We start from the raw sequence: 3,833 nt of genomic DNA, 5'->3' as shown, positions 1-3,833 counted from the left end.
GGGNAGCCGCGGCACCCGCGGACGGACGTGGACTCGCCGGAGCGGGACGTCTGGGCGGGGCGGATCGCGAGGTCGAAGGGGACCCGGGTGGCGAGCGCCCGGAGTCGTGCCGTCAGGGCGTCACCGAAGAGCATGGGCCCACGATAGGGCGTGTCCGGCCCGCGCCCCTCCGGGCCCCGGAGGGGGCGGCGTGGGCCGGACGTGGCCGGTCAGCCCCGGGCCGTGGCCCGGGTGAGGCCGGCGCGGACGGCGACCTCCAGGGCCGCGCCGGGCTGCAGCTGCTCCCGGTCCTCGCCGCCGGGGCCGGCCGCCGCCAGCAGTTCGGCCACCAGGGCGGCGTCGACGGTGCGGGCCTCGGCGCGGTGGACGAAGCGGTCGAGGGCGGCGGTGAACCCGGGCAGGTCGGCGCGCCGGACGTCGGCGATGCAGGACGCCTCGTCGGCGAACTCTTCGGCGGAGCCCAGCCAGAGGGCGGCCCCGGACAGCCCGTCGTCGTCCAGGGCGTCGGGGTACGGGATGCGCTGCCAGCCGTCGCCGTCCGACCAGTAGACGAAGCCGAACAGGTTGCCGCGGGCGTCCTCGTGCAGCTGGTCCCAGGGAAGCCAGTCCGGCCCGCCGGCCAGGAAGTCGATCTGGCGGCCGTCGAGATGAGTCTCGCTGCCGTCGGAGTCCTGCCCGCAGAACACCAGCCGGCCGTCGGCCACCTCGGTGACGCGCCACCAGTAGGAGCCGGCGGTGGCGTCGCACCAGACGCCGTCGTCGTCCAGCCAGTAGCCCTCGGTGTCGCCCTGGGCGGCCTGGAGCAGGGCGAAGGTGACGGCGCGTGCCCAGACGCGGGCGGCGGGGTCGAGGTCCTCGGGTCGGCTCGGGCGGTGCATGGTGGTGATCCCCTCCGGTAGGTCGGGTGGACAGCCTGACACACCGTCGTCAGGGGCCGGGCCGGCGGAGGTCCGGTCCGCCGCCTCGGTAACGGAAGGGTCTCGGGGCGGGCCGGCGGCGTGCAGAGGTCTTGACGGCGCCGCCCGGGCGAGCGTTTGCTGTCACCCATCCCCGCCAGACCTGTTCGGTTCTGCTGGGTTTTGTGGATTTGAACGTTCAAATCGCGATCGATCGAGAGAGAGGGCGGGTGTCATGGCGGTGCGCACGGTCCCGGAGTACCTCCGGCAGTTCGACGAACCGGCCGGGTACCTCGACTTCGCGCGCTTCGGCCCGGTGTCGGCCGCGGTGCAGGAGGTGCTGGCCGGATCCGCGGCGGTGCTCCGGACGCAGGGCTGGTCCGCGCTGGAGGCCCTGGACGCCGCGGCGGGGGAGACGGCCCGGACGGCAGGGGCGCTGCTCGGCTGCGCACCGCACGAGACCGCCTTCGTCAGCTCCACCTCGCACGGCATGTTCGCCGCCGCCCACGCCTTCGCGGCCGCGCCCGCCGGGAGCACCGTGCTGGTGAGCCGGGCGGACTTCCCCGGTGCCGTCTACCCGTGGCTGCGGGCGGCCGGCCACGGCGGTCTGGCGGTCCGGCTGCTGGACGGCCCGGTCACCGTCGAGGCCGTCCGGGCCGGGCTGGACGAGCGGGTCCGCGCGGTCTCGGTGTGCGCGGTGGACAGCGCCACCGGGTTCCGCGCGCCGCTGGCCGCGATCAAGGAGCTGATCGGGCCGGAGCGGGTGCTGGTGGTGGACGCGGTCCAGGCGCTGGGCGCGGTGGACTTCGACGCCGACGCGGCGGACGTGCTCGCCGCCGGCGGCCAGAAGTGGCTGCGGTCCGGCTGGGGTGCCGCGCTCCTGCTGGTCCGCGACCGGGTGGCCGGGCTGCTCGGCCCCGGACTCGGCGGCTGGTCGGGCGTCGTCGACCCGATCGACGCGCCCGAGCACCCGCGCCCCGCCCGGCCGGGCGCCGTCGCCCACACCCTCACCAATCCGGACGGTCCGGCCGTCGCCGCGCTGGGCGCGGGGCTCGCGCTGGTCCGCGACGTCGGGATCGGGCGGATCGAGGCCCTCGCCGGTGAGGCGCTCGGCACCCTGCTCGACGCCGCCCGCGCGGCCGGGGCCGAGACCGCCGGCGGCCCCGGCCCCGGCGGGAGCGGGATCGCCCGGTTCCGGCTGCCCGGCGCCGACCCGCAGGCCGTCCATGACGTGCTGACCCGGGCGGGTCTGGCCACCACCCGGCGCTGCGACTGGATCCGGCTCTCCCCGCATGCCACCACGAGGCCGGAGACCGCCTCCCGGCTGGCCGAGGCCCTGCGCGCCGCGGCCCGCACCTGCTGACGCACACCCGCACGCAACGCGCACTCGCTGACCCGCACCCGCACGCAACGCCCACCCGCACCCGCACGCAACGCCCACCCCCGTAGCGCCGCCCCCGGAACGGAACCCCCTGAACCCCCGACCCGGGCCACCCCTCAGAGAGGAATGCAATGTCACACCTTTCCCGTCGCGACCTGCTCCGCGCCTCCGGAGCCGGCCTGCTGGCCGTCGCCGGCGGCGGCGTCCTGTCCGCCTGCGCCGGCTCGGGCGGCGACACCGCCCAGGGCGGCGACGCCGCCACCGGCACGGTCACCGTCTGGTCCTGGACCACCGCCGCCGAGGCCCTGCGCGGCGTCGTCCCCGCCTTCGAGAAGGACAACCCCGGGATCAAGGTCGACGTCCAGGACGTCGGCAACCCCGCGATCTGGGACAAGATCACCGTCGGCCTGGCGGCCGGCGGCCAGGGCCTCGCCGACGTCCTCCACATCGGCTGCGACTACCTGCCCGGCTACCTGGAGAAGTTCCCCGGCGGCCTGGCCGACCTCTCCGCCCTCGGCGCCGACGCGCACAAGGACAAGTTCGCCCAGGGCCTCTGGCCCGTCGTCACCGGCAAGGACGGCCACGCCTACGCACTGCCCTGGGAGGTGAACGCGCTCGGCTTCTTCTACCGCAAGGACATGTTCGACAAGGCCGGCATCGACCCGGCCGCCTTCCAGACCTGGGACGACGTGCTCGCCGTCGCCGACCGCTTCAAGGCGGCCAACCCGGGCGTCGGCCTGCTCGGCATCAACAAGCCCGCCACCCCCTCGCCCGACCTCGACTTCCTCCAGGCGCTGATGCAGCAACAGGGCGCCTTCTACTTCGACCTCAAGGGCGACATCACCCTCGGCACCGCCGAGTCCGTCCGCGCGATGACCGTCCAGAAGCGCCTCAACGACGCCGGCCTGATCGCCGACGCGGCCGGCGGCCACGGCTGGATCAACCTGCTGAAGGGCGGCAAGATCGCCACCGGACCGCTCGCGGCCTGGGCCGTGCACTACCTGGAGACCAAACTCCCCGACCAGAACGGCAACTGGCGCATCGCCAAGCCCCCGGCCGTCACCCCCGGCGGCCGGCGCACCGCCATCGTCAACTCCACCCACCTGGCCGTCGCCGCCTCCAGCCCGCGCCGCGTCGCCGCCTGGAAGTTCGTCGAGTACGCGCTCACCCGCCCGGCCTCGGTCAACGCCATGTTCACCTCCGGCGGCGTCTTCCCCGCCCTCACCGCGGCCTACACCGACCCGATGTACACCGCGCCCAACGCCTTCTACGGCGGGCAGCCGGGCCTCAAGACCTTCGTCGACCTGCTCGGCGAGGGCGCCGACGCCACCAACTACTCCGGCGACTTCGCCCGCGCCCTCAAGCTCGCCAGCGACGCCCAGGTCCAGGTCTTCCTCAAGGGCGCCGACCCGGCCGCCGCGCTGCAGGACGCCGCCAAGCAGCTCGGCCGGCAGACCGGCCGCACCGTCCGATGACCGCCCTCGCGGGCCCCGCCGACGACTTGCTGACCGGCTCCCGGGCCGGTGCCTCGGTGGTCGCCGGCGTCCTCACCGGCG

3 protein-coding genes are annotated in these 3,833 nt (G+C 75.4%); 2 read left to right on the top strand and 1 reads right to left on the bottom strand.

Going from position 1 to position 3,833, the window contains the following annotated elements; all coding sequences use genetic code 11:
• Positions 1 to 209: 209 nt before the first annotated feature.
• A complete protein-coding gene (locus ABZ885_RS37360) occupies positions 210 to 878 on the bottom strand; it encodes a hypothetical protein (protein WP_360199061.1) in 669 nt (222 codons plus the stop codon).
• A gap of 253 nt (positions 879 to 1,131) precedes the next feature.
• Here ABZ885_RS37360 and ABZ885_RS37355 point away from each other — a divergent pair, with 253 nt between their 5' ends.
• Positions 1,132 to 2,259 carry an aminotransferase class V-fold PLP-dependent enzyme gene (locus tag ABZ885_RS37355; RefSeq protein WP_360199059.1) on the top strand — a complete coding sequence of 376 codons (1,128 nt, stop codon included), beginning with the start codon at positions 1,132 to 1,134 and terminating at the stop codon, positions 2,257 to 2,259.
• Between the two features lie 149 nt (positions 2,260 to 2,408).
• A complete protein-coding gene (locus ABZ885_RS37350) occupies positions 2,409 to 3,752 on the top strand; it encodes a sugar ABC transporter substrate-binding protein (protein ID WP_360199057.1) in 1,344 nt (447 codons plus the stop codon).
• Positions 3,753 to 3,833: the final 81 nt, after the last annotated feature.

The sequence above is a fragment of the Kitasatospora sp. NPDC047058 genome (assembly GCF_040643935.1).
GTDB lineage: Bacteria > Actinomycetota > Actinomycetes > Streptomycetales > Streptomycetaceae > Kitasatospora.
The sequence above is the reverse complement of the archived record's forward strand: the minus strand, read 5'-3'. Positions and strand labels throughout refer to the sequence as shown.

Coding starts and splice junctions, on each gene's coding strand:
- ABZ885_RS37360 (WP_360199061.1), bottom strand. CDS start 878: ATGCACCGCCCGAGCCGACCCGAGGACCTCGACCCCGCCGCCCGCGTC.
- ABZ885_RS37355 (WP_360199059.1), top strand. CDS start 1,132: ATGGCGGTGCGCACGGTCCCGGAGTACCTCCGGCAGTTCGACGAACCG.
- ABZ885_RS37350 (WP_360199057.1), top strand. CDS start 2,409: ATGTCACACCTTTCCCGTCGCGACCTGCTCCGCGCCTCCGGAGCCGGC.